Raw genomic sequence first — 26,992 nt, 5'->3', positions numbered from 1 at the left:
TCGAAATTGTCTGACGGTAACCAAAAATTTGATATCAAGCACCACGCCCTGCTATGCGACCCAGCACAACGGCACTCAGTAAGCCATTTCCGGAAAGATACCCGCTGTCCCCCTTGCCCGAAACACCAACGGCCGCGCCGCCGCCTGCATAAAGGTTGGTGAATGCGATACCGTCCTCCTTAAGGACGCGCGCAGAGGAATCGACGCGCAAACCGCCTTGAGTGTGGAACAGGGCACCTGTGACGCGGACGCCCATGAAAGGTGGCGCCAATAAGGGCAGGTTGAAAGACCTGCCGAATTGATCCGTGCCACATACAGGAATTTCTCGAATGGTTTGCTCCAAAGCCACAGATGGCAGGCCCAGTGCGTTCGAAAGGTCTGCTATTGTCTCAGCGGACCGGATCGCGCCTGTCTCTTCCGCGCGCTTGAAATCCTCGAACTGGCGCGCGATCGCGGCAATGCGGGCGTCGAAGATGGCGAAGGCCTCTCCACCGGGCTGCGCCAGCACCGCGCGGGCGGCCTCAGAATAGCCTTGCGACTCGTCCCAGAAACGATGACCGTTGCGGTTCACCTGTACCCCGCCTTCGGTAATCACTGCCCAGGTTATCAGGATTCCATGTGGGTGCGCGACATTGCCGTGGCCTTGGTAGGCCCCCAGGTTTTGCAGCCGGGCACCCACCCCCTCTGCCCACAGAACGGCCTCACCCCGGTTACCGCTATGCCCGAACCAGAGCGCATCTTCGATTTGCGGCATGTGCTCGGACACAAGGGCGCGATTGCCACCAAAACCGTTGCAGGCAAGGATAAGCCGGTCGCAGGCAATGGTTTCGACGGTTGCATCCGGGCCGGTCACGGCAATACCCAAGATTTGGTCTTGATCGCGATACAGCGTTGTCGCGCGGCGATTGCAGATGATGTCCAAACCTTCGCGCTCGCAAGCGCTGCGGAGTGCGTCGATCAACTCTTGCCCCGAGCGCGTCGGCAGCCCGTGCATCCGACGGCGCGAGTGACCGGGGTAGTCGAAATCCGTGACAACCGAAAAGGGCAGGGCGTGGCGTTCACAAAGCCAGTCGATGACTTCAGCGGCATTACTGGTCAACAGATCGACCAGATCTTGCTCGTTCTCGCTGTGGGCCTTCGACTGGATATCGCTGGCAAAGAGTGCTGCATCATCCGTGATCCCAGCGGCCTGCTGTATCTTTGTGTCCGCAGCAGGGATCAACCCAGCGGATAAAGCGGTCGAGCCGCTGGGATAAGGTTCGGCCTCGATAACCAGCACGTCCTGTCCTGCCTCAGAAGCCGACAGGGCGGCGACCAGACCGCAAGCCCCCGCGCCGATGATCAGGGTGCCAATCTTCAGATCGAACCGATCCGGTGGAACATCCTCAACCTTTGGTGTCATCATAGCGAGCCCCGGCATCCAGCATCTTGGCGGTTCCGATGACTTCATTCAGACCGCCGAAATCGAACATGTTCTGTGCGAAGGGCTTGTTCGAGCCGTTGTCGGCAAGGCTCTGATAATATGCCTGAGCAGTTTTGGCCAAAGCCCGAACGATCCCGCCAGGGAAAATGACGATAGAATAACCCTGTGCCTCCAGATCGTCAGCGCCAAGTATCGGGGTCGCGCCGCCTTCGACCATGTTCGCCAAAAGGGGGACGCGCGGGGCAAATCGGCCCGCGATGGACGTCAGTTGTTCGCGGCTTTGCGGAGCTTCGAGAAAAAGAACATCAGCACCAGCCTCCATATAGGTTTCAGCGCGCTCGATAGCAGCGTTGAACCCCTCAACGGCGATGGCGTCCGTTCGGGCTATAATCAGCGTGTCACTGCTGGCGCGCGCGTCAGCCATCGCCGCGATCTTTCCAGCCATTTCCTGCGCGGGGATCAGTGACTTGTCCGACAAATGTCCGCAGCGTTTCGGAAAGGTCTGGTCTTCGACTTGCAGCGCGGATGCACCGGCACGTTCATATAGCCGCATGGTTCGCTGGGCGTTCAATGCGTTCCCAAAGCCGGTGTCGGCGTCGATGATAACGGGTAATGAGACTCGATCAGCGATCAGCGTCATCGTGTCTGCCATCTCGGACGCCGTGGACAATCCGATATCGGGGCGACCTAGGCGCGTGTAAGCTACGGCGGCGCCGCTCAAATACAGCGCCTCGAATCCAGCTTTTTCAGCCAGCGCAGCCGTCAAACCGTCATACACGCCCGGTGCGACGAGAATTTCTTTCTTTGTCAGGCGGGATTTAAGACTCATTTGACTCCCTCCAGCCAGTTCAACATCTGATCGCACTTTCGCTGGTGCGTGACGGTGCCCAGTGACAGGAGCGTCGCATCATGAACCTCTTGCCGAAAGGCGGCGCATCCGTTTGTCAGCAGAACGGTATCGATATCTCGTAGATGCGCATCGCGCAGAGTCGAAGCAACTCCACCATTGGTCACGATGCCGCCGACAATCAGATTTTCGATGCCCAAGGCGCGCATCAGATATTCCAGACGTGTTTGGTAAAAAGCCGAGTAGGCAACCTTTTCGATGACGAAATCGCAGGGTTTCAGCGTATCGACCAGACTATGGCCAAACTCGCCCGGCGCAAAGTCGCCTTTGGTCAGGAACGGGCGTAGTTTCTTCAGGTGCGGTGCAATCAATGGCTCGCCATCGCGGTCGGGTACAAGTGTGAACTGCGCTGAAAAATAACGCCCACCCGCGGCTTGCAACTTTCGTGCCAGAGGGGCGATGCGTTCGGGAAGAGCACCAATTTCTTGGGCCGACTGGCCGGCCCGGCCATAGGCGCCTTCAGGATGGATAAAGTCGTTCTGAAGATCGATGGTCAGCAGCGCCGTCTTGCGCGGGTCCCAGGTTTCTGGTTCGCTCATTCAGCCCTCCTCCTGTGGTTCGATGATCGTGTTGCCAAAGGAGTCCACGCGCCCTTGAAAACCTGGATCGATCAGGACAGTCGTGTCAGGCTGGGTCAGAATGGCCGGACCTTTGATTACCGCGCCGACCGGTAATGACAAGCGATCGTAAATGGCTGTGTCATGCCAAGCGTGTCCGAAATGAACTTTCCGGGTCGACGCGGGCGCGACACTGCCTTCCGTTGCCGGAGCAAGAGAAGAAAGATCGAATTTCGGTCGCTTGCCCGTTATAGCGCTGCGCAGGTTCAATATGCGTCGCACGCCGTTCTTCAGCAGTCTTCCATAGGTGGCGTTGTAAGCCGTATCAAAGGCCTGTTCGATGTCGGTTTTGCTTGGCGCTGTAACCTTACCGTTTGTCATCGTGACGGTCAGCGGCACCGGCACAGTATGCGTTTGACCCACATAGGCCATGTCCAGCTCGAATGAAATCTCACGCTTGTCGAATGTGGTCCGCGATGCTTCAAGCAGCGCCATACCCTGGTCCACATGCTCCTGCATGAATGCGCCCAAAGCAGCTTTGTCCAGTTGTGAGACCAGTGTGTTGATGGTCTGTACGAAATCCTGCCGCATATCGGCGATCACACAGCCCAATGCTGAGGTGACACCGGGGTAACGCGGAATGATCGCGCGGGCGATCCCCACTTCGGCCAGCATTGCCCCGGCATGCAAAGCTCCGCCACCGCCGAACGGCATGAAGGCAAAACGTTTGGGGTCAAAGCCGCGCTCTATACTTACAAGGCGGATCGCTCCGGCCATGCGGGAATTGGCGACGCGCAGGATGGCTTCGGCCGCCTGAAGTCTGGATAAACCCAGAGGTTCGCCGACGTAGATATCAATAGCTTTTCCAGCAGCCTCCACGTCCAGCCTTTCCAGTTTGCCACCAATCGGGTTGTTCGGATCGATTCGACCCAGCACGACATTGGCATCCGTTACCGTCGGGCGATCATTGCCCAGACCGTAGGCGACCGGGCCGGGATTTGACCCAGCGCTTTCAGGGCCGATGTTCAACAATCCGCCCTTATCGACCCAGGCAATCGACCCCCCGCCTGCGCCAATGGTCGTTATTTCGATCATTGGGTTGCGTACAACCATCCCAAAATCGATGGAGGTCTGGGCCGACAACATCGTTTGCCCCTGTGATATCAGCGAAACATCAAAGCTGGTGCCGCCCATGTCCCCAGTGATCACATTGTCGAAGCCAGCGGATTGCGCGATATAGCCCGCAGCAATCACTCCCGCCGCCGGACCAGACAGCGCCGTACGCACCGGTAGGCGGGATGCTGTATCGACCCCCATGACGCCGCCATTGGATTGCACAACCATGAACTCGCCATCGAATCCGCCGGATTGCAAGGCGTTTTCAAGGCGGGTCAAATAGCCCGAGACTTCGGGCTGCAGATAGGCGTTCAGCGCCGTGGTCGAGAACCGTTCGAATTCACGGATTTCCGGCAGAATTTCTGACGAGGCCGAAACATGAGGGTTTGGCCAAATCTCGCGGACGGCGGCAACGGCGGCAGCTTCGTTTTCCGGGTTGGCATAGGCATTGGCGAACAGGATCGCGATGGCTTTGCATCCTTGCTCCCGCAAGTGCTCTGCTGCTCTGCGAACGGCGACCAGATCGACCGGTGTGCGAATGGTGCCATCCGCCAGCGTGCGTTCTGGCACCTCCAACCTGTCGCGACGGTCCACAACTGGTTCGAAATCCCCGCGCAATCCCCAGGTGCGCGGCCGGTCCCTTCGGCGCATCTCCAAGACGTCCCGCAGACCTGCAGTGCAAATCACACCCGTTCTGGCCCCTTTGCGTTCCAGCAGAGCATTTGTGCCCGCCGTGGTGCCGTGTACCACAACTGAGATCTCGGACAGGTCGTCAACCTCGCGCCCAATCCCGTCAAGGAATCCACCCGACTGGTCCGGGCGCGTGGTGGGAACCTTGGCGACGGACGCGCTTCCGTCCGCTTCGTTTAGAACAAAAACATCCGTGAACGTGCCCCCCACGTCCACGCCGATCATACGTCCGGTCATGGCTTAGCCTCCCGCCATGTGGTGCCGTAGACTTGGTCCGCCTGTTCAGCAGTCACAAGCCCGCGTGCCACATCCTTGGCGATCGCTTCAGGGGCGCGGCTGCCCGCAGAGCCGTAGCCGCCGCCGCCGGGTGTCTCAAGGCGAACCGCTTGTCCTTGCTTCAAATTGATCCCTCTCATTTTTGAAACCAGAGGTGGCGCCTTCCACCCATCGTCTTGTTCATAAGTGAAGACGTTCATCGCCCCATCGCCACCCTGAGCGATGCCCTTCGGAGCAAACTTGCCGCGTTCGCCGAACAGAAACGCCTGGGCGCCGTTTTCCTCAAGAACTTCAATTTCGTAGACAGCGCCAAGCCCGCCCCGATGCGTACCCGCACCTGCGCTGTCGGGGCGTAGAGCCCACTGTCGGAACATGACAGGATAGGCGGCTTCAAGAATCTCCATCGGCGGGATCGTCGCCGTCGAGATCGGAGCGTTACCGTGGTTTAGCCCGTCGCTTTCGATCGAGCCACCGTGGCCCCCGCCGTAAAAGCTGAACATCACCCATGGCTGTCCGTTCGAGCGTTTCCCGGCGATGGAAAGCGCATTGATCGTACCGTAGGCATTGGCGACAACACGATCCGGTGCAGCGTTGGCAAAGGCCGAAAATACGACATCAATCATTCGCAAAATAGTTTCCGTGTATCCACCGGTTGGGGCAGGGAACTCGGCCGACAACAGGCTGTCTTCGGGCACGATTACTTCGATGGGGCGCATCACGCCGGCGTTGGCAGGCAACGCCGGAAAGACGTGTTTTATGGCCACATAGGCGGTTGCAACGGTGGTGGGCTGGGCGATGTTCACAGGCCCGGCGCATTGCGGGGATGAGCCTGTGAAATCCAGCACCATTTGATCGCCCTTGATCTCAAGCGTCAGTTTGATGCGAAGCGGGTCATCGGTGATACCGTCATTGTCTAGGAAATCTTCGGCTTCCCACCGACCGTCCGGCAATTCCTGCAACTCGGACCGCATAAGCACCTCGGCCCGATCACTGAGCGCCTCAAGAGCGGCTGAGACTGTTTCAGCTTCGTATTCGTCCAGCAACTCGTCCATCCTCCGAACCCCAAGATCCAGAGCACCTAGTTGCCCGTTCAAGTCCCCCATCGCCGATTGAGGCAGACGGGTATTGCGCAGCAGAATGTCGATTATGTCCTGATTAACCTCACCTTTACGCGCCAATTTTACCGGCGGCAGAACAAAGGCTTCCTGGAAAACTTCGGTCGCAGCCGGGTTATAGTTTCCGGGCACCGCACCGCCCACGTCATGCCAGTGCCCAACTGACGCGAGATAGCAGAACAACTTGCCATCGCGGAAATAGGGACGCACCAGGCGCATGTCAGACAAGTGTGTGCCGCCGATATGCGCATCGTTGAAGATATAGATATCGCCGTCTTCCAGATCCTCTTCCACTGCGGCTTTTTCGATCACCGCTTTCACGGCAAAGGACATCACCCCCACAAAGATTGGCAATCCGGATTTGCCCTGAACCAGAGTGTCGCCCGTAGTTGCGGAATACAAACCGTGACTGGCGTCATGCGCCTCGGCAATGATCGGGTTGAACGCTGCCCGAAACAGGGTTGCATCCATTTCGTCGGCGATCTGTTCCATACGGCCTGCAAGAACAGAAAGGGTAATAGGGTCAATCTCGCTCATGCCTGTGCCCTTTTTTCTGCAATATCGTTCCAGACATCCTGACGTGTGATCAGATCATTCTGAATCTCGAACCGGTCAATGAAGCGGATATCTTCGAATGGTGAACCATCGGTCCATTCACCGGACAATGTACCCCGGCAATAAACGATCGCAGCGTCGCCATCGCTTTGCATTGCGTCGAACCCCTCGTAGGTTTTCGCGATCCGGCTATACCGGTTTGCCGCCCAACTCCTGAGATCCTCCAAATCACGCATAGGCGCGGTTCCGGGAAACTGCATCACGAAGTCCGAGCTGAGCCTTTTGCGCGCGCTTTCAAACGCGCGATCACTCATTTCGGCCAGGAAGGCGAGCACGATTTGCTCGGGTTCTTCTTTGGCTCGAGCAGGCTGTCTGCTCTTGCCGCCGCGATAGTAGTTCTGGTCTGAAATATCGTGGATCACGACCGTCACAAGCTCTGGCGTAGCGGGCACTACGAATCGCACAGCATTGGTTAGCGCCACGCCAAGTCGTTGTTTTTCTTGCGCGCTATAGCCTTCGATCACATGCAATTCGACGATCGGCATGCAAAAGCTCCTCCGGTTGTTGTATTATCTGTAATACAGGTTATTAGATAATTGTAAGACTATTTTTCGAGAGGCAATAATACTAAAGCTTGATTTTCCAAGTTCCGGTTTTACGATTGAAAGGGCTGTGAAAGGGGAATCAACGGGTGAACAAGATCAACGCGGCCAATCTTCCGGACGGGACTAAGGCGCAACGTGTCTACCTGCATCTGCATGATCAAATCACCGAAGGACAGCTTTCGGCAGGGGAAACCCTGCCCGGTGAGCAGCGGCTGGCCGAGAAGTTCAGCGTCTCACGCGTGACCATAAGGCGGGCGCTGGACGCGCTTTCACGAAATGGCCTGATCGAACGTCAAGCAGGCAGCGGCACCCGGGTTTCCGGCCGATCTACCCTTGGGGCACCTGCGGCGATGGATTTCAACACGCTTATGCCGCAGCTGGTCGAAATGGGGCAAAGCACTGCCGCGCGGCTATTGTCCTTTTCGTACGGCAAGGCTCCGGAGGTGGTGGCGTCCGCCATGGGGCTACCGAGCGACCAGCCGGTGCAGATCGCTACGCGAGTGCGCCTGACTGATGATGTGCCGTTTTCACATCTGACGACTTACGTTCCCGCTTCGATTGCGCAGAACTACTCGGAAAGCGACCTCGCCACGACACCGCTGTTCAAACTTCTGGAGCGCAGCGGTGTGCAAATTGAAGAGGCACATCAGACCGTTTCCGCAACTTTGGCGGGGCCTGATGTGGCCGAGGCATTGGGCGTTGCAGTCGGTTCGGCGTTGTTATCGTTGAAGCGGATCGTTCGGGACGTGGAAGGCAATGGGGTTGAGTATCTTTCCGGCCTCTATCGCTCTGACATGTTTCGGCTCGAAATGCCTTTGGCGCGCGTGGGAACCGGTTCAGCCCGGCATTGGGAACCTGCGATTGGACGCAGCGAGGAGACTGGGAAATGAGCGCACCGCGCACCATGCTCGACAAACTCTGGGCCTCGCACGAGGTTCTGAGGCTCGAGGATGGTGTTTCGTTGCTTTGGGTTGATCGACACTTTGTGCATGAAGGGTCGCATCATGCCTTTGCCAAGCTGGCAGAGCGTGGCTTACCCGTGGCTGAACCGGGCCTCACCTTTGCAGTGGCAGATCATTACGCGCCCACACGCGACCGGGCCAGGATTGCCGATCCAAAAATCGCCCGAATGATCGAAACTTTGCGAAACAACGCGTCGCACCACAACCTCAGAATTTTCGATCTCAGTGATCCGTCGCAGGGCATCGTTCACGTGATAGGGCCCGAGTTGGGGCTGACTTTGCCCGGGCTACTTATCAATTGCGGGGATAGCCACACATCCACTCACGGGGCATTTGGCGCGTTGGCTTTCGGGATTGGGGCGACAGAGGTTGCGCATGTGTTGGCAACACAGACGGTTTGGCAGCGAAAACCCAAGGCAATGCGCATAAACGTCGAAGGTCGTTTGGGGTTCGGCGTTACGGCCAAGGACATTGCCCTCAACTGGATCGGGCAATTGGGCAGCGGCGGTGCGCAAGGCCATGCGGTTGAGTACGGAGGTCAGACGATCCGTGATCTGTCGATGGAAGGGCGCATGACACTGTGCAACCTCTCAATCGAAGGCGGGGCGCGGTTTGGCATGGTGGCGCCGGATGAGGTAACGCTTGCCTACCTTAAGGGGCGTGAATACGCGCCTTCGGGCGCAGACCTACAGAGCGCCCAAAAGGCGTGGCGCGGCCTGATCACGGACGAAGGGGCCGTTTTCGACCGCGAGGTTACGCTGAGCGCAGCTGAAATTGTGCCGACTGTGACGTGGGGCACCAGCCCGGAACAGGCCCTGCCCATAACGGCTAACATCCCCAGCCCGGACTCCACTGACCCAGCCAAGTCCAATTCGGCGCGCGAAGCATTGGAATACATGGCGTTGAGACCGGGGCAGCCCTTGGACGGTATCCCGGTGGATCAGGTCTTTATCGGCTCGTGCACGAATGGGCGTATTGAAGACCTTCGTGAAGCTGCTTTGGTTTTGTCGGGACGTCGAGCGCGCGTGCCGGGGCTTGTCGCGCCCGGTTCGGCGCGGGTAAAGGCACAGGCCGAAGCCGAAGGGTTGGACAGGATATTCCAAGATGCCGGGTTGGAGTGGGCCGCGTCAGGTTGCTCTATGTGCGTTGGCATGAATGGAGATGTTGTGGCCGAGGGCAAACGCTGCGCATCCTCGACCAACCGTAATTTCCGTGGACGCCAGGGACGCGGCGCGCGAACGCATCTGATGTCCCCGGCGATGGTCGCCGCTGCGGCCGTGACTGGGACAATCACGGATGTCAGGCCGCTTTTGCAGGGCAGGGCAGCGTGATGGCGGGGTGGAGCACTCAAAAGGGGCACGCCCTAGCACTGGCGATCGACAATATCGACACGGATCAGCTTATCCCGGCGCGTTTCATGTCAGTCCCGCGCAGCGAGGGGTATGGCCGGTACCTTCTGCACGATATGCGGCGGGACGATGATGAACAGCTGAAAGCAGACTTCCCGCTGAACCGCCACGAGGGGATCAGCATACTGGTCGCCGGACATAACTTTGGCAGCGGATCGTCACGTGAGGCGGCGGTTTATGCGCTGGTCGACGCAGGCATTCGCGTAGTCATCGCACCCAGTTTTGGTGACATCTTCGCCAACAATGCCATCAATAACGGCCTGCTACCCGCGCGAGTGGATGCCGAGAAGGTGACGCAGCTACAGCATGCACTGAAAGATGCCCCAGTCCTTGCTTCGATTGATCTGACCGAGAACCGACTAACCCTTGGGGACATAACAGCGACCTTTGAGCTGGACGAAGGATGGCGTGTGAAACTGATCAACGGCTGGGACGACATCGACCTGACTCAGCAGCATATGCAGGCAATCAACGCGCATAGGGACAACCGCAACCGGGCCGCCCCTTGGGCCTGGCCGAACAAACCGGAATAGGACACGTCGCGCAAAGACGACGCAACACGGGTCAAGAGACCTGAAATTAGGGGAAACCAGGAAAATGCCCCTGAAACAAGTGGAGGAATAAATATGAAGATGAACGCATTGGCTGGCCTGTTGGCAGGGGCCGTGATCGTCGCCGGAACGGCCAAAGCCGAAGAAACGATCTCGGCGGTGCACGCCTTTCCCGAAACGCTGATTTATACGCAGAGTTTTCTGGACTTTGTCGAAAAAGTTAACGAAGCGGGCAAAGGGGTCATCCAGATTGACGTACGCGGCGGGCCGGAAGCCATTGGCATGTTCCAGCAGCCCGATGCGGTGCGCGACGGAATTGTTGACATGGTTTACACTCCAGGCTCCTTCTACGGTGGCGCGCTGCCCGAAAAAGACGCGATGGTCGCGTCGAATCTGACCGCGATTGAAACGCGCGAAAATGGCGGAACGGAACTGATCGATCAGATTCACCAGGACAAAATGGGCCTGAAATACCTCGGCTGGTTCGATAGTGGCGTCTGCTACAACCTTTGGACCCGCAACGAGCCTAGTTTTGATGCCGACGGCAATCTGGAAGTTGAAGGGCTGAAACTGCGCGGCAACAACGTCTACAACGCTTTCTTCACCAACTATCTTGGTGCGCAAGTGATCGACCTGCCCACGGGCGAAGTATATTCGGCCCTGCAACGTGGTGTTGTTGATGCGACAGGCTGGACTCAGATTGGCCTGATCGACCTGAAATGGAACGAGTTCCTGAACTACCGCATTGAGCCATGCTTCTTCTCGACCGATCTCGGTGTAATCGTGAACCTCGACCGCTGGAACTCGCTGTCTGAAGAGGCGCGCACGATCCTGCAAGACGTTGCGATCCAACACGAAAAGGACAGTGTTGAAGCCCTGCGCAGCAAACGCGACGAAGACTTTGCGGCCCTTGACGCAGCAGGCATGACGGTTGTTAGCCTGGAAGGTGAGGCAAAGGCGAACTACCTTGCGGCGGCCCGCGAAAAGACATGGGAGCGTATGAAAGGCCTGATGGCCGAGCAACCCGGCGGCACCGAAAATTATGATCGCCTGATCGAGCTGTTCTACGATCTCGACGCTGCGAACTAAGACCACTGACAGGCCCGTTCCAGACTGACGGGCCCATCACTTTTCGGGGCAGAGCAGGCGGGATGATGAAAAGGACCTATGACGCAGTGCTGTTTGGCATGGCCATTGTCGCTGGCCTTTTGCTGGTTTGGCTGATGCTATCCGTCATCACGTCAGTTCTGATGCGAAATGCCGGGCTGCAACCCTTTGCATGGCTTTTTACATCTGCCGAATACGGGCTTTTGTACATGACCATGCTGGGTGCGCCTTGGCTGGTTCGGGAAAAGGGCCACGTCCACATCGAACTGGTGACGGCCGCGCTGCCAGTTGGTTTGCGCCGGATTGTCAGCAGAACAGTGGCAGCCGCTTGCGTGCTGGTCTGCCTGATCCTCGCCTGGCAAGGGGCTGATCTGGTCCTGACAAATATCGAGCGCGGGGACTATGACACCCGCGCTTACTATTTCCCCCGATGGATGCTGACTATCGCTTTTCCGCTATCGTTTGGAATGATGGCGATCGAGTTTTCGCGCTTTGTCTTCGGACCCGAGCTGATGCACAGCGGAGAAGCAGGGATACACGAATAATGGAGTGGTACGAAGCGCTTGCCCTGCTGCTTGGGTCAATAGTGTTCCTGATGGCCATCGGAATGCCAGTCGCACTTGCTTTTCTGGCGGCCAACATTCTGGGCGCTTGGGTTTTCATGGGGGGTGAGCGAGGCGTCACGCAACTCCTCAACAACGGGCTGGGCGCACTGACCAAATACGCGCTGATGCCAATCCCGCTGTTCCTGTTGATGGGCGAGATATTCTTCCACACCGGGTTGGGCGGGCGCATGTTCAGCGCGATAGACAAGCTGCTGGGCCGCCTGCCGGGACGGCTGAGTTATGTGACGGTTTTGGGCGGCACCGCGTTTTCAACCTTGTCAGGGTCGTCTATGGGCTCAACCGCGCTTTTAGGGTCGCTTATGGTGCCGGAAATGAACCGCCGCGGTTACAAATCATATATGAGCATTGGACCAATTTTGGGAACGGGTGGCTTGGCGATCATCATCCCACCCTCGGCGCTGGCGGTTCTTCTGGCCACGCTGGCACAGATAGACGTCGCAGCCTTGCTGATAGCCGGAGTCATTCCCGGTCTGATACTCGCCTTGTTCTATATTGGCACGATCTGGCTTCAGACCCGGCTGGATCCCGACGCAGCGCCAGCTTACGACGTCGAGCCGATGTCACTGGCATACCGCTTGAAACTGCTCATGACTGAGGTCGTGCCGATGGTTGGCGTCATGGTCGTGATTATCGTCTTGATGATTCAAGGCTTTGTTACGCCATCCGAGGCAGCAGCGTTTGGCGCATTGGGCGTGTTGATCCTGGCGGCCATATTTCGCTGCCTATCATGGGAGGCGATCAAAAAGTCGGTCATCGGCGCCCTCAAGGTCACGTTGATGGCCTATTTGATTGTCTTTGGCTCGGCCACGTTTAGCCAGCTATTGGCATTTTCCGGAGCGTCTCGGGGATTGGTGAATTGGGCCATCGCGTTTGAACTTGCCCCACTGGCCATGCTGACGGTGATGTTCGCTGTCTTGCTGCTTCTTGGCATGTTCATGGAGCAGATCTCGATCATGTTGCTGACCGTGCCAATCTTCTTTCCACTGGCGCAGACGCTCGGGTTTGATCCGATCTGGTTCGGTCTGATCATGTTGCTTTCGCTCGAGATCAGCTTCACCACACCACCATTTGGGTTGCTGCTGTTTGTGATGAAAGGCGTCGCGCCGCCCGGCACCACGATGCGCGAAATCTATACGTCCGCATTCCCGTTTATTTTCTGCTCGATCCTGCTGGTCGTCCTGTTGATCATCTTCCCAAACCTGGCATTGTTCCTGCCATCCTTGTGAGAATGTTTTCTGAGGAAGACGCGCGAATTTCGTGTCAGAAGAACTTGGGTTGAGGCGGGCAGGGGCCATTCGCGGCTTCGGCACATGAATAGAAGATCACCATTCAAGTACTTCAAGACGAGTCCCCAGGTCATCCGCCTTGCGGTGATGTTATACATCCGCTTCCCGCTCTCGCTTCTAAATGTCGAAGATCTGCTGCACGAGCGAGGCATCGACGTGAGCCAAGAAACTATCCGCTATTGGTGGAACAGGTTTGGCCCGATGTTTGCGCCGGAGATCAGAAAGAAGTGTGTTCAGCAACTGCGCGCGATGCAGCATTTCAGGCGCATGCGAAGTTTACAGAAGTTCGCCTCCGTCCATGCCTCCGTATACAACCACTTCAACCAGGAAAGATCGCTGACCAGCAGAGATACTTTCAAGTTGCCACGCACCGCCGCTCTTGCAGAGTGGCGTTAACTTTGTTCCGGATAGGTTCTCGGTTTTGGCGTCAAACTGAGGCTAGTTCGAATTCGTCTAACAGTACCTGCAAAAAGCTACTCAGTTTCGGAGGATCGCGCCCATAAATTGATGTCCTCTTCCGAACTGACCTCATCAATCCTTGAGAGTTCCGCGTCGGTAAATTCCATATTTTCGACTGCACCGACGCAATCCGCGATTTGCTCGGGTCGCGAAGCGCCAATAAGCGCAGTCGTTACTCGACCGCCTTTCAAGACCCAAGCGAGCGCCATCTGTGCCAATGATTGACCGCGCGACGCCGCTATGTCGTTTAGAGCCCGGACACTCGCCAGTGAACGTTCGTTGATCATGCCGTCCAAGAGCGACTTTCCTTGGGTCGCCCGACTGCCTGCAGGAATTTCGTTCAAATACTTCGATGTCAAAATACCCTGTGCAAGAGGCGTAAACGCAATCGATCCTACGCCCATTTCATCAAGCGTGTCCAACAGCCCGTCGTGTTCAACCCAGCGGTTGAGCAGGTTGTAGGAAGGCTGATGGATCAGGCACGGCGTGCCAAGGTCATTTAAGATGGCAAGCGCTTCGCGTGTTCTTTGCGAGTTGTAGCTTGAAATCCCGACGTAAAGTGCGCGTCCGGAGCGCACGATATAGTCCAAGGCTCCCATAGTCTCTTCCAGTGGGGTATCCGGATCAAAACGGTGGGAATAAAAGATATCTGCGTAGTCGAGCCCCATCCGCTTGAGCGACTGGTCACATGAGGCCACGAGATACTTCCGTGATCCCCACTCCCCGTAAGGGCCTGGCCACATGTCGTAGCCGGCCTTGGTCGATATGATGAGTTCGTCTCGATAGCCAGCGAAATCAGTTTTCAGAATTTCGCCGAATGCCTCTTCCGCCGATCCCGGGGGCGGGCCATAGTTATTTGCCAAATCAAAGTGCGTTATACCCAGGTCAAAAGCAGTCCGGCAAAGATCACGCTTTGTTTGGTGCGGCGTATCCTCACCGAAGTTGTGCCATAGCCCAAGGCTTATCGCTGGTAGCTTTACGCCAGACCGACCGCAACGGCGATAGACCATTTGCTCATAGCGATCGGGATTGGGAGAATAGGGGTGTGGTCGGGGCTTCGGAGGGCGTTGAACTTTGCTCATCTGTCCATAATCCAAGATCATCACTCCGTGTCAATTCAACGAGATAGTAATCAGCCATCGGCGAAGCCTGCTGTAATCACTTCCAACAAACAGAAGCTGCGTCTACAGGGCAGACATTTGTCGCGATTGAACAAATGACCGGGCCGAGCCCTAGGTGGCCTTTTACGCACTGAACGAACACATCAAGTGGCTAAGCCCCTTGGTTTGGACCGTTTGTAGATGCACTGACACCCAATCCTCCAACACTAGGGGCAGTTCGAAGAAACACAAAACGCACATGCACGCGCAAATGCACGGCGGTGCCGGATTGAAGGAACCGGGCCAAGGCACATTTGGGGCCTTGGCAGAGGTTGTGCGTGTTCTTGAGGCGGAACCGGAAACGGATTGGACAAAAGTCGATTTGTCTGGTTTATGCGAACACCTCGTTGACATGGACAGGCTTTTAATCGGATCGATCGTTACCGAGACCTCACTGCTAGACGGGTTTCGTGTATCGGTCACGGGCGATGCAGAGACGCTTGCTTCATTGAGACGGATGGTACCGGCACATGCTGGCCAGTTGGCGCGCGATTATCGCTGGGCCGTTTCAGTGCAGGAAAGCAAACAGGGCGTTGAACTGACGGTAACCAGCGAAGACACAGCCGTAGTCGCGCGGATCAAAGGTCTCGGTTTCTTCGGCTTGATGGCGAGAGGCCAAGATGCGCACGCAAACTAGTACCTGACAGTCGCGTTCCATTGTTGTTGCTTGCAATCGATAGGTCGCGCTGGGTAAATTAGTACCCATGCGCTTTCTTCGCCTATTAATGATCCTGTCGGTCTTTTTCGCCATCGCTCATACCAGTGCGATGGCGGGCGCGCATGGGCTTATGGAAAACGAGCTTCACGTGAGTGTGCCAGATGCACACTCCGGTGCACACGAGCATTGCTGCACGGATCGCAATGACAACTCTCCGGATTGCCATATTTTTGCGGGTCTCCTTCCTGCTCCGGCAGACGGCGAGCCACTACCGGAAGTCTCGTCGGATATTTCCGCAGAAAATGGCATTGTGCCGGATGGTGTTGAACTCGCCGGACCTCTCGATCCACCGCGAAGCGCCTGATGCAGCTACGCCCCAAGCGGGCGTATTCCCCAATTCTTGGCTTGCATCACGACGGGCAAAGCCCTGTCGTTCTTATTCCGTGAGGAACACGACTATGATTAAAACTAGCAGAACACTCGGACGTGCGGCAGTTGGTGCACTGATGCTGGGCTTCTTAACTATGACTTGGATCGGGTATACCCACGCAGACGACACCACAGCCCTGACAGATTATGGGAAGATACACGTTGTCAAAAGCCCAACGTGCGGTTGTTGCGGCGCTTGGGTTTCGCTGGCCCGCGAAGAAGGATTTGAAGTTGAAGTGACCGACACGGCGGATGTGACCAGCGCCAAGCTGGAAGGTGATGTCCCCGGAAACATGTGGGCATGTCACACCGCTACCATCGACGGATATGTAGTCGAAGGGCATGTTCCGTTTGAAGCCATTCGCAAACTGCTGTCCGAGCGCCCGAACGTTAAAGGTATCGCCGTGCCCGGCATGCCGTACGGCTCACCTGGCATGGGGACTGATCCAAGTGTACGGTATGATGTTTTTGCGTTCGGCGGAGAAGCCTCTGACAATCAGGTTTACTACAGTGTAGGTCAATGAGCGTGAGGCGGGCGCTGATATCTGGCGCGGTATTTCTGATCGGTGCCGCGCTCGTCTACTTCGCCACCGGGCTTTCAAACGATGGTGGCGTTGTCCTCAAACCTAATGATGCATCCGTCGTTAGTCATGGAGCGGAGGTTTATGAACAAAATTGCGCGTCGTGCCACGGTGCCAATCTCGAAGGCGAGGAAGGCTGGCAAGGTCTTGACGAAGATGGCCGCTTGCGGGCGCCGCCGCATGATGCAACCGGGCACACCTGGCACCATGATGGTGAATTGCTGTTTCGCCTGACCAAGTATGGTCCGGCAGAAGTTATTGGTGACCCAAGCTACGCGACCAGTATGCCAGCGTATGAGGGCATACTCTCGGACGACGAAATCATCGCCGTTCTGAGCTATATCAAGTCAACCTGGCCGCCGCACATTCGGGCGCGCCATGATGAAATGGAGGAAAGGCGATGAGACTAAAATCAACGGCAATCGCCGCACTGCTTCTGCTGCCAACCAGCGTGTTTGGTCATTCTAAAGCAGAGCAAACCACGCCGGGCAACAACACGACGGTCGAGACCGTAGAGGTAATTGAAATTCGGTTTGACGATCCGATGCGCGTAACAGCCATATCGCTGAAAGGTCCGAATGGCGATGTTGCTATCGTGCGGGAGACCGGCCTCGATCCGTTGACCGAGTTCCGTGCGACGCCGGAAGGTGCAATGGGTGCAGGTGTCTATCAGTTCGATTGGCGCGGGCTGGCGGCGGATGGACACCCCATGCAGGGATCGTTTAGCTTTACGGTCGCCGAGTGAGGTAGGCTGATCGTGACGGGCTTGGCTCCAATAGATGCATGGGCAATCGCCGCCATACTTGCGAAGGCACTTGAGTATGGCACCGCGTTGCTGGCACTTGGTGGGCCGCTGTTCATTGTGACATTCCGGGAGGCGCACAAGGACGTGCTGCGTGTTGCCCGCAGCATCGCAATCGCAGCGGCTTTTCTCTGTGTCGCGCTCATCGCTTTGCGCTTTGGTATTCGGTCCGCGCGAATTTCCGGCATGGGCATGGATGGCATGACCGACACGATGATGCTGGGGTTGATCTGGGAAAGCCCGCTTGGATCGGCGGCGGTTCTGAGAGGCCTTGGCACCTTGCTCGTTCTGGCAATCGCTCTTGGCGGCAATGTTGCTTCTCTCATCGCTTTGATTGGGTCTGTTTTGATCGCGGTCTCTTACACGCAAGTCGGCCATTCGCTCAGTGATCCGCGTTGGTTGCTTGTCGGGTTGTTGTCAGTCCATCTACTGACTGCCGGTTTTTGGATTGCGGCTTTGGCACCTCTTCATCAAGCGGCACGGTTGGAATTTGCGGGCATTCTCTTGCACCGTTTTGGTGTCGTAGCGAGCGGGACCGTCCCGGCTCTCGTGATTGTTGGGTTAACATTCGCGTGGTTGATGACGGGATCAGTGAATGGGTTGTTCTCCACCGCCTACGGTTGGACACTTCTGACTAAGATGATCTTCTTTTCCGGTTTGCTGAGCCTTGCTGCTCTGAACAAGTTTAAGCTCGTTCCGTCACTAGAAAATGGCGACGAACATGCCGCGTCCAAGTTGCGCCGTTCAATTAAGATTGAGGGCTTCTTCGTCCTCTTGATACTGATTTCGACAGCAACACTTACTTCTGTAACCACTCCGCCTGTGAACCTTTAAGAAGAGTAGGCTTATGACATCGCTTTCACGTCGCTCGTTTGTAACTGGTCTTTCCGCTCTTGGAGCAGCTCCCTTGCTACCAAAGCGCAGCCATGCCGACGGAACTCAGGCGGTCCTTCGGGCAACGACATCAACGGCGCAACTCACCCCTGAAGGATTTCCACGAACAGATGTATGGGCCTATGCTCAAAAGGGTGCGGGATCCGTTCCAGGACCTGAGATACGCGTGAAAGCAGGCGAACGGGTGACGCGAAGGCTTCTGAACGAACTGCCGCAATCTACAGCGGTGCACTGGCATGGTATCCGGATCGACAATGCGATGGACGGGGCGGCACCATTGACCCAAGATTCCGTGCCGACCGGTGGTACATTCGATTATGATTTTGTTTGCCCAGACCCGGGGACGTATTGGTATCACTCCCACAACCGAAGCCGGGAGCAGGTCGCACGTGGACTTGCCGGACCACTAATCGTGGAAGATGTTGAGCCATGGCTGGGCCTGCCCGGTGCAGCAACCCGTGAACTTACGCTGGTGCTTGATGATTGGCTACTTAACGAAGATGGATCAATTATCGAAGGTAGATGGGACGATCTCCATGCAGCGGCTCATGCGGGAAGAATGGGTAACACGGGGACGGTAAACGGACAGTCATTCCCAGGGTTCTCTCTTCGCCCTGCTGAGCGTGTGCGCCTGAGGATGATCAATGTCGCAACTGACCGGATCATGCCAATCAGCTTACCTGGCCTGTCCTCGACCCTTGTCGCTTTGGACGGTCATCCTGTTGCCCCGCGCAAGCTCGAAGTTTTGGAATTGGCGCCAGCACAGCGGGCCGATATCGTCGTTGACGCTCCGGTGACATCCACAGAAATGACCAATCTCGTGCTCGACACTGGGAGAGGAAATCAGGTGGAGTTTGCCTCTTTCAATATTGAGGGCGAACCGGTGCAGCGTTCAGAAGAAGATGTCAGACCATTGCCATCTTGGAAAACGCTGCCAAAACTTGACCTCGCGACTGCGCAAAACCAGCCCCTGCTGATGGAAGGAGGCGCCATGCGGGGCATGGTTGAAGCCACATATCAGGGCGAGAAAATGGATTTTCGCGAACTGACATCTCGCGGCATGGCATGGGCATTCAACGGGGTCGCCCACGGCATGGGCGAACCAATGTTTGAAGCAAGCCTTGGTCGAACGGTGCGCATGGAGTTGACCAATCGCTCGGCCTTTCCGCACGGCATACACGTCCACGGGCACCACTTCACGGTTTTGTCGCGCAACAGCGTACCCGATCCCCACAAAGACGTGCGCGATACGGTCCTCATACAGGCGGACGAAACAGTGGAGATTGCATTCGTCGCGGATAATCCTGGCAAATGGATGATCCACTGCCATATGCTGTCGCATCAGGCGAGTGGGATGATGGGATGGTTCAAAGTCAATTAATTCGAACGGCGGTTTTGTCCGCATAGTTGCCGTTCCCCTTGATCGAGCGAAGGTCCGCTTCGAGCTGCCGGTTCAACCGATCGACGCAACACACTCTTCGAACTTCTCTGCGGGTGAGAAGCAATTCAAGGTCTTTCTTGGCCGCTCGTTGAGTTCGCGGGCGACGGCATCGAGCGAATTGCAGGCCGCATTCGCGTTGAATTATTAACGGCCGCATCTCTTTTCGCTCGCAGCGCGGGAACTCTGGAAGAAACGTTCGGTAACTGCCATGATCAGACCAGAGTTTATGGGAGAGGGCTTTGTCCGATATCAACAAGTGGCTCAGAGAGCTCGGACTGGCAGATTATGTCGAGCAGTTTGAGCGCGAAGCTATTGACGTCGAGACCGTCGGGGACTTGGTGGAAGAGGACCTGCGCGAGAGCGGCTTGGGGCTCGGTAGTATACTTCGCTGGGGGCGCAACGGATGTTTGCTCAACTATTGTTTTGACCATTTTGTATCCCGGTACCTTTGCTCTGACACCCGACCTTCAGCCACGTGGGCAAAGAGTTTTCCGCGTTTCTCACTAGGGCGGGCTGGTATCGTCATGTAAATTTGCCAGCACTGCAGGTGGGATATTCCCGATGGCGCTGTGCGGTCTTTCTTCGGTGTAGTATCTACGCCATTTCTCCATCTTCGCGCAAGCATCCGACAGTGACAGAACTAATAGCCATCCGCTTCGGGCTGAGTGCTTCCAAAGCGACAAAAGGCGCTTTTGTGAGCACCGCCGACACTTTCAAACAAACCCAAGGGCGCCGGCAGCTCGCTGCGTGAGCGAAAAGTCGATATGTGACGGCAGATAGCTATAGCCTCAACTGGCTTGGTCAGACGTTCCGCAGAAACGGGCAGACCTGACGCAGCTTTTTAGCAAGTATAGGGTGAAGCAAACTAACCAAAGGAGAAACTACTGAGGACATGCGGTCATTTGTTGCTATATCGCTCAGCGACGAGGCAAAAGAAGCTTTTGCACGTGCGCAGCGCGGACTGACAGTTGGCCGACCGGCACAGGAGGACAACTTGCATCTGACCCTAGTCTTTCTGGATGATCAGCCCGAGGAGATTTTGGAGGCATTGCATGAAGAACTTCTGACGCTTTCAGCCCCAAGCTTCAGCATAACTTTTTCAGGGGTTGAGTTTTTTGGACGGGCGCTGGCCGTCGGGGTGGCTGAATGTCAGGCGCTCACAGAATTACATCGGAAAGTTCACACCGCCACGCGACGAGCAGGAATTGTGCTGCCACGTCGGCGCTTTCGCCCGCATGTAACCATTGCTCGTTTAAAACACGGGCAAGACGAGGAAGCTCATTACCTCCAGAATCTCAACGCAATAAACACATTGCCGGAAATGACGGTCACCAGCTTTGGCCTCTACCAATCCACATTGCGCCCTGATGGTGCCCGACATGACGCTTTGGCGCATTATACCCTCAGCTAAACGTTTGCCCTTTGGCCAATTTCAGGAACTCTAACCGGTGGCGGAGTTCGGCTTGCAATCCGGCTGGCAATCTTGCCCTTCGTGAAGTTCCTGTCGCGGTCATGTCAGAAGAACTAGGGTTGAGGCGGGCAGGGCGGTTGCGTAGCTTTTGCCCATAACCAGACCCGCCTCTTTCAAATACTTTAAAGCCAGTTCCTAGATCATTCGCCTTGCGGTGATGTTATACATCCGCTTCCCGCTCCCGCTTCGGAATGTCGAAGATCTGCTGCACGAGCGAGGCATTGACGTGAGCCACGAATTTATCCGCTATTAGTGGAACAGGTTTGGCCCGATGTTTGCTGCTGACATCAGAATGAAGCGTGTTCAGAAACTGCGCGCGTTCTCGAAATGGAAGTGGCACGTAGACGAGGTTTTCGTGAAAGTGAATGGCAAGCGGCATTATCTTTGGCGGGCTGTTGATCACGAAGGCGAGGTACTGGAAGCCGTTGTAACCAAACGCCGAAACAGAGCTGCAGCACTAAAGTTCCTCAAGAAATTGATGAAGCGACACGGCAAAGCGGAAACCGTGGTCACAGATCGCTTCGCCTCATACAGAGCCGCGCTCAGAGATCTGGGCGCGCTCGAAAAACAACAGACGGGAAGGTGGCTCAACAACCGCGTCGAGAATTCGCACCTGCCGTTTCGACGACGTGAACGCGCGATGCAGCGTTTCAGGCGCATTCGAAGTTTACAGAAATTCGCATCCGTTCATTCCTCCGTCTACGACCACTTCAACCAGGAAAGGTCGCCAGTCAGCAGAGATACCTTCAAGTTGACACGCACCGCTGCTCTTGCTGAGTGGCGTCAACTTTGTTCCGGATAAGGTCTCGGTTTTGGCGTTAATCTGAGACTGGTTCGAATTCGCCTGACAGCACCTTAAAGACCAGTTCCTGAAGCAACATCGTTACACAAAGCACCAGGCATCTCACTCGAAGCTAAATTGTTTACATAAGGATCGATGCATAGCTAGCGGCAGAAGCCTTATGAAGGCTATAGGCAAGCAAAACTGCTAAAACGCATATTGGCCCCGCTATTTCCCAAAACGCTTTGAAAGATCGTTGGGAGCTATTCCCAAGGGAGAAATGCTGGGAGAGACTACTTTCTGCAGGGAATAGCTTCCATTTACCTATTCTTAACATATTAAACTCGTTAAAAAACAACGGTTGAAAACTAGCACTCATGGTCCCAGTCCCATAAAGTTTTCGCAATTTTCAGAGATTTTACGACAAATTCGAGAATATAGGTCTACAGTCACAACAGAAAAGAGCGCATTGTAAACGAACCCACTACCAATTGGTTGTTACAAGGCTTATCGGAAACATTTTTTCTAATTTCGACATTTGAGGCGCCATGGCACGCTGTTGATCAATTGTTACATACTATGGCTTAAGCCGTCCGCCAAGTCCGCAACTCGGACCTAGGGTCTGGATTCATAACCAGTAGATGACGGTTGCTGCGAGTGCGATGGCTAATAGGAAGGTCTTGTTAGAAGACCTTGGGTTGAGGCGGGCAGGGGCCTTTCGTAGCTTCGACACATGAATAGAAGATCGCCATTCAAGTACTTTAAAACCAGTCCCGAGGTCATTCGTCTGACCGTGATGCTATACGTTCGGTTTCCTCTTTCACTTCGAAACGTGGAAGACCTGCTGCATGAGCGAGGGGTTGAAGTAAGTCATGCAACCGTTCGGTGCTGGTGGAACCGTTTTGGTTCAATGTTCGCATCTGAAATCCGGAGAAAACGGGTCCAGCAGTTGCGGGCATACTCAAAATCCAAGTGGCATGTGTATGAGGTCTTCGTAAAGGTGAACGGCAAGCGGCACTACCTGTGGCGCGCCGTTGATTACGAGGGCGAGGTTCTCGAAGCCGTTATTACCAAGCGTCGAAACAAGAAGGCGGCATTGAAATTCCTCAAGAAACTGATGAAGCGACACGGTGCTCTGGATGAAGTTGTCACGGATCGCTTCGCGTCGTATCGGGCTGTGTTCAGAGAGCTTGGAGCCAAGGAAAAACAACAGACGGGCAAGTGGCTCAGCAATCGAGTTGAGAACTCCCACCTCCCGTTCCGACGACGAGAACGCGCGATGCAGCGGTTCAGGCAGATGCGAAGTTTGCAGAAGTTCGCCGCCATTCATTCCTCCGTTTACAACCACTTTAACCAGGAGCGCTCTCTCACCAGCCGAGACAGCTTCAAGCAGACACGGTCCGCAACTCTCGCCGAATGGCGCGAACTTGGTGCGGCATAAAGAGCAGCTATACTGGCGCAGCTGAGACTGGTTCGAATTTGTCTGACAGCAATTCTGTCTTTGCCGAGACTGGTTCGCATTCGTCTGGCAGCATCTCGCGTACTGAGATCAGCGCCCCTCTCCACGTCTGACGTACCACAAATAGAAAAACTTGAGTCGGGTTCTTATGACCTCTTTCAGGAACCTGGATAATTTGGCCTTATGGAAGCCTTTGCCTTTTGCCCATTTTTGTATTTGCGCAGGCCTTGTACTGTTTTTGGCGCAAACCCTTCCGAAAACCTTGACTCCAAATTTCTCGTAGGGTTGCCAGTTTGGCTCGGACGTGAAGAGATACCTTATTCCAGCTTCACCCGCCGACTTTATGGTGTCTTCATCCATGTCGCCTCCTGGAACTGAGGCGCTATTGACTGCGCTGCCCAGAATGTCTTCCAAGATGGCCTTGCTGCGACTCCATTCCCTCAGTTTTTCATCATACGGCAGATCCCTGAATATTGATGGGTGGGTATGGCTGTGTGTTCCAATGACGTGCCCGATACTATCAATTTCCTTGATTTGGTCAGAGCTAAGGAATCTCCTGTCATCGATCATGGACGTCGTAACAAAGAAGTGGCCGACTAGTCCCCTATCATGTAGCATGTGTGCGATTGATAACGCCGACGCCCCGCCATCATCGAAGGTCAGAAGCAGTTTATTTTTTGTGTTGTAGTCTACAATGTCGCTTACGCTCTCCGATGTGGAGAAGTTTTCCGTAATCAAATCCAGGTCATTCAAAAATTGCCCTACCGTGTGCTGATAGGGCAGCGCTCCGGGGTTCTGAAATCCGCTTGTTTCCGGATCATCTGACACCTCGTGATATAGAAATGAAATTATTTTCCGGGTCATCTGAGCTTCCCTCAGCCAGCATCTGTGCCGCGACCTTTACTGCCGTGTATTGAGCGTGGATGGCTCAGCGTGTCCACCACGATGGCGAGCAACATCGTAAGCAGGAGCAGCGAAAACCCTACCATTAATCCGACAACTTCCGACCCCAGGTTGCTGGGACGGGTCGGTGGTGTCGCCTCTGAAACCACTTGCGCGTCGGCACTGGCAACCGCCTGCAACTGGCGAATCTCTCGCAGCCTCCGTAAAATCTCGCTTTGTACAGCACCTGCGGCTTCGGCATCACGCATCAAAGTTTCGAGCTCGGGTTCGAATGCAGCGTCGTCAGCGTCACCGCCCCATCCATCGACCTTTTCAATGGCTGAGTAAAGATCGCTGGTGGCATCAAGGATAAGGCTGCGCAGTTCTTCCACGCTTTCGGGCGACACCTCCGTTGTTCCTCGCTCGGGCAGGCGCGACAGCACCGCGCGAAAGGCAGCTTCAGCCTCGGCGAGGTTCGCACGCACTTCGGATGGCGGCGAGGCAAGGCTCTCGGATTTCTCTCTGAGCCGACGCTGACTTTGCTCAGCATCTTCCGTTACTTCGGCCAGCTGCTCTTGAAGCCTTTCTCGAACTTGCACAATTTCATTGATCTTTTCGGTGCGCTGTTGATCCAGGAACTCGGTAGCCACGGCGTTGGAGACGATAGCTGAAAGTTCAGGGTTAGTTGAGGTGAACGAGATGCGCAGGATCTCTGAATCTGATACCTGCTGCACCTTAAGCCGCTCTTCGATATAGAGCGCGAGATCTTCGGTCGGATCGTTCCCTTCAATCTTTGCGACGCCTTCAACGCTTTGGCCGAACGTACCGGATGACAGCAGCGCGTCCGCGACACGCGCGATGTGGGCCGGTGATCTAAGTAACTGAGCTTGCGTTTCGAGAACCACGGCAGAACTGGTCAAATCGGTGGATACAGGATCGTATCCCAGAATCGACAAGCTATAGGGCTTTATCAGGAGAAGGCTTGACGCAGTGTAGGTCGGCTCCCTCGCGCTGTTGAGAAGGCCTGCACCCAGGCCACCAATGAGGCTCACTGTAATGATCGCCCAGATGTGGCGACGTATTGGCCACATTATCGAGCCGTTTCGGCTGGCACGCGTGTCAGCCGAAACGCTATGATCAACATTAAAACTGAGCCTCCTTGGCGGCCCGGGTGGTTGATTTTGCGACACTCTTTACTTCCTAACATGACTAAACCGCAGCAATTGTTATGTGGAATGTCGTTTTTTGCAATATGATGAATGAAATACCGAGTAGTTAAAAGTTGTCCAATGAATGAAATACCCCCACCGCATGGGGACGGTCCTGTAGCCCTTTTTTTGCCGACGTTGGACGGCGGAGGTGCGGAACGTGCCTTTGTGAACCTTGCGCGGGGCATGGTCGAAACTGGTGTCGACGTTGACCTCGTGGTTGGCAATGCGTCGGGTCCGTTCCGCGCTGAAGTCCCGAAGAACGTGAACCTGATCGACCTTCAGTCTCCACGTCTAATTCGCGCCTTGCCAGGACTCGTGCAATATTTGAAGCTGCGCAGTCCGAAACGCCTGTATTCTGCGCTCGAAGAGGCGGGTTTGATTGCCTTGCTTGCCCGTCCACTTTCAGGAAAATCGCTGGCGGTCATTCCCAGCATTCGAAATCGTCTCACTGAAGAGGCAAAGCTTGGGAGCATTAAGCGCCGCGCCGTGCTTGTTCTGGCACGAAGGTTTTTCCGGCAAGCGGACGCTTTTGTCGCTGTCTCAGATGGTGTTGCCGAGGATGCTGCGCAGGCTCTTGACCTGCCTATCGAGCGGATCTCGGTTATTCGAAATCCGACAATTGTTCCGGAAATGATCGCGCAATCAAAACTGCCGATTGACGATCCTTGGTTTTCCACCGATGCTCCGCCCGTTGTTTTGGCGTGTGGTCGTTTGTCAGCTCAAAAGGACTATCAGACGCTCATTCGGGCATTCGCCGAGGTGCGGAAGGCACAGGCTGTCCGTTTGTTGATCCTGGGGGAAGGCCCAATGCGTTCGGAGCTTCACGCGCTGATCTCGGACTTGTCGCTCAGCGATGACGTCGCATTGCCTGGGTTTGATCCGAACCCCTTTCGATACATGGCCCGGTGCAACGTTTTTGCGCTTTCGTCGATATTCGAGGGATCGCCGAACGTTTTGGTACAGGCGATAGCTTGCGGCGCAGCAGTTGTTTCGACGGACTGCCCTAGCGGCCCAAACGAAATCTTACATAACGTCGAGGCGGCAGAGCTAGTTCCCGTCGGAGATTGCGTTGCGATGGCGAAGGCAATCGAGCGTCTCTTGGAGCGGCAGCCCAGAGAACGAACAAGAAGCTCCATGGCTCAGTACGACTATCTCTTTGCTGCGCGTCGTTATCTAGAAGTCGCAGTGTAAAATAAAAGCCAGTTGCGATGGGCACAGTAAGTGACGGGGCTGTCCAGTTTCTAACGTCAGCGCCAATGGGACAGTTTAGGTTGATTTGATAAGAGAGGGTCTCTGGCTAATTGTAAACACCAAGGAGTGGATCTATGGACGCCCCCTGCGCAAGGTGTGTTTAACGATAGCATCAACGATTTTGGATGCGTGAATCTATCCGGCCTTTGATCGAAGCACTTTGGCTCCTGGCCTCGATGGGATCCGCTGGTTTCATTGCCTTCCAAGATGACCGGCCTTTGATGGCCACCACTCCTTACAGGCTGTGAATTGCGGCCCTTGCCGTTACACCATCGTCTCATCACCTCGCATTCTTGGAAGCCGAATCTTTCTACGCTACCTGCTACGC

27 protein-coding genes and 3 pseudogenes are annotated in these 26,992 nt (G+C 55.6%); 20 read left to right on the top strand and 10 right to left on the bottom strand.

All coding sequences use genetic code 11. The features are described 5' to 3' along the window. Nucleotides 1–34: 34 nt before the first annotated feature. The 6 genes from AC2FIT_RS13170 to AC2FIT_RS13145 are packed head-to-tail and all read right to left on the bottom strand — an operon-like array spanning nucleotide 35 to nucleotide 7,184. A complete protein-coding gene (locus AC2FIT_RS13170; RefSeq protein WP_496830127.1) occupies nucleotides 35–1,405 on the bottom strand; it encodes an FAD-dependent oxidoreductase in 1,371 nt (456 codons plus the stop codon). Then, entirely contained in the window at nucleotides 1,386–2,252 is an 867-nt protein-coding gene (locus AC2FIT_RS13165; RefSeq protein ID WP_496830125.1) for an isocitrate lyase/PEP mutase family protein, read from the bottom strand. Before AC2FIT_RS13165 ends, AC2FIT_RS13170 begins: the two co-directional genes overlap by 20 nt. Further along, nucleotides 2,249–2,869, bottom strand: coding sequence for a cysteine hydrolase family protein (locus AC2FIT_RS13160; RefSeq protein WP_496830123.1), 621 nt, complete (start codon nucleotides 2,867–2,869; stop codon nucleotides 2,249–2,251). The genes AC2FIT_RS13165 and AC2FIT_RS13160 overlap by 4 nt, the downstream gene beginning before the upstream one ends. Next, nucleotides 2,870–4,930: a hydantoinase/oxoprolinase family protein gene (locus tag AC2FIT_RS13155; protein ID WP_496830121.1), complete on the bottom strand. Its 2,061-nt coding sequence runs from the start codon at nucleotides 4,928–4,930 to the stop codon at nucleotides 2,870–2,872. Continuing rightward, nucleotides 4,927–6,621, bottom strand: a complete 1,695-nt coding sequence (locus AC2FIT_RS13150) for a hydantoinase B/oxoprolinase family protein (protein WP_496830119.1) — start codon at nucleotides 6,619–6,621, stop codon at nucleotides 4,927–4,929. Before AC2FIT_RS13150 ends, AC2FIT_RS13155 begins: the two co-directional genes overlap by 4 nt. Next, the gene (locus tag AC2FIT_RS13145; protein ID WP_496830117.1) at nucleotides 6,618–7,184 is read right to left on the bottom strand and encodes a tautomerase family protein; all 567 of its coding nucleotides are present in this window, start codon (nucleotides 7,182–7,184) and stop codon (nucleotides 6,618–6,620) included. Before AC2FIT_RS13145 ends, AC2FIT_RS13150 begins: the two co-directional genes overlap by 4 nt. A gap of 146 nt (nucleotides 7,185–7,330) precedes the next feature. Here AC2FIT_RS13145 and AC2FIT_RS13140 point away from each other — a divergent pair, with 146 nt between their 5' ends. The 7 genes from AC2FIT_RS13140 to AC2FIT_RS13110 all read left to right on the top strand — a co-directional run bounded on the left by AC2FIT_RS13140 (nucleotide 7,331) and on the right by AC2FIT_RS13110 (nucleotide 13,581). Beyond that, on the top strand, nucleotides 7,331–8,134 hold the full coding sequence (locus AC2FIT_RS13140) for a GntR family transcriptional regulator (RefSeq protein WP_496830115.1): 804 nt from the start codon (nucleotides 7,331–7,333) through the stop codon (nucleotides 8,132–8,134). Then, complete coding sequence (leuC, locus tag AC2FIT_RS13135; RefSeq protein WP_496830113.1) at nucleotides 8,131–9,537, top strand: 3-isopropylmalate dehydratase large subunit; 1,407 nt, start codon at nucleotides 8,131–8,133, stop codon at nucleotides 9,535–9,537. The genes AC2FIT_RS13140 and leuC overlap by 4 nt, the downstream gene beginning before the upstream one ends. After that, on the top strand, nucleotides 9,537–10,148 hold the full coding sequence (leuD, locus tag AC2FIT_RS13130; RefSeq protein ID WP_496830111.1) for a 3-isopropylmalate dehydratase small subunit: 612 nt from the start codon (nucleotides 9,537–9,539) through the stop codon (nucleotides 10,146–10,148). The genes leuC and leuD overlap by 1 nt, the downstream gene beginning before the upstream one ends. Before the next feature lie 93 nt (nucleotides 10,149–10,241). Next, the gene (gene dctP, locus AC2FIT_RS13125; RefSeq protein ID WP_496830109.1) at nucleotides 10,242–11,255 is read left to right on the top strand and encodes a TRAP transporter substrate-binding protein DctP; all 1,014 of its coding nucleotides are present in this window, start codon (nucleotides 10,242–10,244) and stop codon (nucleotides 11,253–11,255) included. Between the two features lie 62 nt (nucleotides 11,256–11,317). Next, the gene (locus tag AC2FIT_RS13120) at nucleotides 11,318–11,818 is read left to right on the top strand and encodes a TRAP transporter small permease (protein WP_171175855.1); all 501 of its coding nucleotides are present in this window, start codon (nucleotides 11,318–11,320) and stop codon (nucleotides 11,816–11,818) included. Continuing rightward, nucleotides 11,818–13,125 (top strand): TRAP transporter large permease, encoded by a 1,308-nt coding sequence (locus AC2FIT_RS13115; protein ID WP_171175853.1) that lies wholly within the window; start codon nucleotides 11,818–11,820, stop codon nucleotides 13,123–13,125. The genes AC2FIT_RS13120 and AC2FIT_RS13115 overlap by 1 nt, the downstream gene beginning before the upstream one ends. 84 nt (nucleotides 13,126–13,209) lie before the next feature. Then, nucleotides 13,210–13,581: a hypothetical protein gene (locus tag AC2FIT_RS13110; protein ID WP_496830106.1), complete on the top strand. Its 372-nt coding sequence runs from the start codon at nucleotides 13,210–13,212 to the stop codon at nucleotides 13,579–13,581. Between the two features lie 77 nt (nucleotides 13,582–13,658). Here the strand turns inward: AC2FIT_RS13110 and mgrA are convergent, their stop codons facing one another. Next, nucleotides 13,659–14,726, bottom strand: coding sequence for an L-glyceraldehyde 3-phosphate reductase (gene mgrA, locus AC2FIT_RS13105; RefSeq protein WP_496830386.1), 1,068 nt, complete (start codon nucleotides 14,724–14,726; stop codon nucleotides 13,659–13,661). Between the two features lie 277 nt (nucleotides 14,727–15,003). Between mgrA and AC2FIT_RS13100 the strand changes: the two genes are divergently transcribed. The 9 genes and pseudogenes from AC2FIT_RS13100 (at nucleotide 15,004) to AC2FIT_RS13060 (ending at nucleotide 20,139) form a co-directional block, all read left to right on the top strand. Beyond that, on the top strand, nucleotides 15,004–15,441 hold the full coding sequence (locus AC2FIT_RS13100) for a hypothetical protein (protein ID WP_496830104.1): 438 nt from the start codon (nucleotides 15,004–15,006) through the stop codon (nucleotides 15,439–15,441). 67 nt (nucleotides 15,442–15,508) lie between these two features. Then, nucleotides 15,509–15,826 carry a hypothetical protein gene (locus AC2FIT_RS13095; RefSeq protein WP_496830102.1) on the top strand — a complete coding sequence of 106 codons (318 nt, stop codon included), beginning with the start codon at nucleotides 15,509–15,511 and terminating at the stop codon, nucleotides 15,824–15,826. Between the two features lie 94 nt (nucleotides 15,827–15,920). After that, nucleotides 15,921–16,415 (top strand): DUF411 domain-containing protein, encoded by a 495-nt coding sequence (locus AC2FIT_RS13090; protein ID WP_496830100.1) that lies wholly within the window; start codon nucleotides 15,921–15,923, stop codon nucleotides 16,413–16,415. Next, complete coding sequence (locus AC2FIT_RS13085) at nucleotides 16,412–16,876, top strand: c-type cytochrome (RefSeq protein WP_496830098.1); 465 nt, start codon at nucleotides 16,412–16,414, stop codon at nucleotides 16,874–16,876. The genes AC2FIT_RS13090 and AC2FIT_RS13085 overlap by 4 nt, the downstream gene beginning before the upstream one ends. After that, nucleotides 16,873–17,217: a copper resistance CopC family protein gene (locus tag AC2FIT_RS13080; RefSeq protein WP_496830096.1), complete on the top strand. Its 345-nt coding sequence runs from the start codon at nucleotides 16,873–16,875 to the stop codon at nucleotides 17,215–17,217. The genes AC2FIT_RS13085 and AC2FIT_RS13080 overlap by 4 nt, the downstream gene beginning before the upstream one ends. Before the next feature lie 12 nt (nucleotides 17,218–17,229). Next, entirely contained in the window at nucleotides 17,230–18,108 is an 879-nt protein-coding gene (locus AC2FIT_RS13075; protein WP_496830094.1) for a CopD family protein, read from the top strand. A gap of 13 nt (nucleotides 18,109–18,121) precedes the next feature. Further along, nucleotides 18,122–18,577: pseudogene (locus AC2FIT_RS13070) on the top strand (multicopper oxidase domain-containing protein); the annotation flags it as partial. Between the two features lie 3 nt (nucleotides 18,578–18,580). Beyond that, the gene (locus tag AC2FIT_RS13065) at nucleotides 18,581–19,549 is read left to right on the top strand and encodes a multicopper oxidase family protein (protein WP_496830384.1); all 969 of its coding nucleotides are present in this window, start codon (nucleotides 18,581–18,583) and stop codon (nucleotides 19,547–19,549) included. Nucleotides 19,550–19,848: 299 nt separating this feature from the next. Further along, nucleotides 19,849–20,139: an SAM domain-containing protein gene (locus AC2FIT_RS13060; protein ID WP_496830092.1), complete on the top strand. Its 291-nt coding sequence runs from the start codon at nucleotides 19,849–19,851 to the stop codon at nucleotides 20,137–20,139. On the opposite strand, the pseudogene AC2FIT_RS13055 reads toward AC2FIT_RS13060, so the two are convergent. Next, nucleotides 20,113–20,247 (bottom strand): annotated as a pseudogene (locus AC2FIT_RS13055) (integrase core domain-containing protein); the annotation flags it as partial. The gene AC2FIT_RS13060 and the pseudogene AC2FIT_RS13055 overlap by 27 nt on opposite strands. A gap of 254 nt (nucleotides 20,248–20,501) precedes the next feature. Between AC2FIT_RS13055 and thpR the strand changes: the two are divergent. From thpR to AC2FIT_RS13040, 3 genes and pseudogenes are all read left to right on the top strand, one after another. Beyond that, on the top strand, nucleotides 20,502–21,020 hold the full coding sequence (gene thpR, locus AC2FIT_RS13050) for an RNA 2',3'-cyclic phosphodiesterase (RefSeq protein ID WP_496830090.1): 519 nt from the start codon (nucleotides 20,502–20,504) through the stop codon (nucleotides 21,018–21,020). 199 nt (nucleotides 21,021–21,219) lie between these two features. Then, nucleotides 21,220–21,882: pseudogene (locus tag AC2FIT_RS13045) on the top strand (IS6 family transposase). Nucleotides 21,883–22,594: 712 nt separating this feature from the next. Further along, on the top strand, nucleotides 22,595–23,302 hold the full coding sequence (locus AC2FIT_RS13040; protein ID WP_496830088.1) for an IS6 family transposase: 708 nt from the start codon (nucleotides 22,595–22,597) through the stop codon (nucleotides 23,300–23,302). A 108-nt stretch (nucleotides 23,303–23,410) separates the two neighbouring features. On the opposite strand, the gene AC2FIT_RS13035 is transcribed toward AC2FIT_RS13040, so the two are convergent. Next, nucleotides 23,411–24,184, bottom strand: coding sequence for a polysaccharide deacetylase family protein (locus AC2FIT_RS13035; RefSeq protein WP_496830085.1), 774 nt, complete (start codon nucleotides 24,182–24,184; stop codon nucleotides 23,411–23,413). 11 nt (nucleotides 24,185–24,195) lie between these two features. After that, nucleotides 24,196–25,158: a GumC domain-containing protein gene (locus AC2FIT_RS13030; protein WP_496830083.1), complete on the bottom strand. Its 963-nt coding sequence runs from the start codon at nucleotides 25,156–25,158 to the stop codon at nucleotides 24,196–24,198. A 333-nt stretch (nucleotides 25,159–25,491) separates the two neighbouring features. Here AC2FIT_RS13030 and AC2FIT_RS13025 point away from each other — a divergent pair, with 333 nt between their 5' ends. Next, on the top strand, nucleotides 25,492–26,604 hold the full coding sequence (locus AC2FIT_RS13025; protein ID WP_496830081.1) for a glycosyltransferase: 1,113 nt from the start codon (nucleotides 25,492–25,494) through the stop codon (nucleotides 26,602–26,604). Nucleotides 26,605–26,992: the final 388 nt, after the last annotated feature.

The sequence above is a fragment of the Ruegeria sp. YTSA135 genome (assembly GCF_059610165.1).
The sequence above is the reverse complement of the archived record's forward strand: the minus strand, read 5'-3'. Positions and strand labels throughout refer to the sequence as shown.